The organism is Oceanicaulis sp. HTCC2633 (genome assembly GCF_000152745.1).
GTDB lineage: Bacteria > Pseudomonadota > Alphaproteobacteria > Caulobacterales > Maricaulaceae > Oceanicaulis.
The window spans coordinates 1-1,234 of sequence record NZ_AAMQ01000015.1; the positions used below are offsets into that span (position 1 = coordinate 1).

Below are 1,234 nucleotides of genomic sequence, written 5' to 3' on the forward strand. Positions count from 1 at the left end.
GGGGGGGGGAAGCCACGTTGTGTCTCAAAATCTCTGATGTTACATTGCACAAGATAAAAATATATCATCATGAACAATAAAACTGTCTGCTTACATAAACAGTAATACAAGGGGTGTTATGAGCCATATTCAACGGGAAACGTCTTGCTCGAGGCCGCGATTAAATTCCAACATGGATGCTGATTTATATGGGTATAAATGGGCTCGCGATAATGTCGGGCAATCAGGTGCGACAATCTATCGATTGTATGGGAAGCCCGATGCGCCAGAGTTGTTTCTGAAACATGGCAAAGGTAGCGTTGCCAATGATGTTACAGATGAGATGGTCAGACTAAACTGGCTGACGGAATTTATGCCTCTTCCGACCATCAAGCATTTTATCCGTACTCCTGATGATGCATGGTTACTCACCACTGCGATCCCCGGGAAAACAGCATTCCAGGTATTAGAAGAATATCCTGATTCAGGTGAAAATATTGTTGATGCGCTGGCAGTGTTCCTGCGCCGGTTGCATTCGATTCCTGTTTGTAATTGTCCTTTTAACAGCGATCGCGTATTTCGTCTCGCTCAGGCGCAATCACGAATGAATAACGGTTTGGTTGATGCGAGTGATTTTGATGACGAGCGTAATGGCTGGCCTGTTGAACAAGTCTGGAAAGAAATGCATAAGCTTTTGCCATTCTCACCGGATTCAGTCGTCACTCATGGTGATTTCTCACTTGATAACCTTATTTTTGACGAGGGGAAATTAATAGGTTGTATTGATGTTGGACGAGTCGGAATCGCAGACCGATACCAGGATCTTGCCATCCTATGGAACTGCCTCGGTGAGTTTTCTCCTTCATTACAGAAACGGCTTTTTCAAAAATATGGTATTGATAATCCTGATATGAATAAATTGCAGTTTCATTTGATGCTCGATGAGTTTTTCTAATCAGAATTGGTTAATTGGTTGTAACACTGGCAGAGCATTACGCTGACTTGACGGGACGGCGGCTTTGTTGAATAAATCGAACTTTTGCTGAGTTGAAGGATCAGATCACGCATCTTCCCGACAACGCAGACCGTTCCGTGGCAAAGCAAAAGTTCAAAATCACCAACTGGTCCACCTACAACAAAGCTCTCATCAACCGTGGCTCCCTCACTTTCTGGCTGGATGATGGGGCGATTCAGGCCTGGTATGAGTCAGCAACACCTTCTTCACGAGGCAGACCTCAGCGCCCCCCCCCCCCTG

The 1,234-nt window shown here is 45.3% G+C and carries 1 protein-coding gene and 1 pseudogene; both read left to right on the top strand.

The window, feature by feature from the left end; all coding sequences use genetic code 11:
- The first annotated feature begins 118 nt into the window (after window positions 1–118).
- A complete protein-coding gene (locus tag OA2633_RS15665; protein ID WP_000018329.1) occupies window positions 119–934 on the top strand; it encodes an aminoglycoside O-phosphotransferase APH(3')-Ia in 816 nt (271 codons plus the stop codon).
- A 92-nt stretch (window positions 935–1,026) separates the two neighbouring features.
- Window positions 1,027–1,234, top strand: a pseudogene (locus OA2633_RS15670) (IS5/IS1182 family transposase); the annotation flags it as partial.

Coding starts and splice junctions, on each gene's coding strand:
- OA2633_RS15665 (WP_000018329.1), top strand. CDS start 119: ATGAGCCATATTCAACGGGAAACGTCTTGCTCGAGGCCGCGATTAAAT.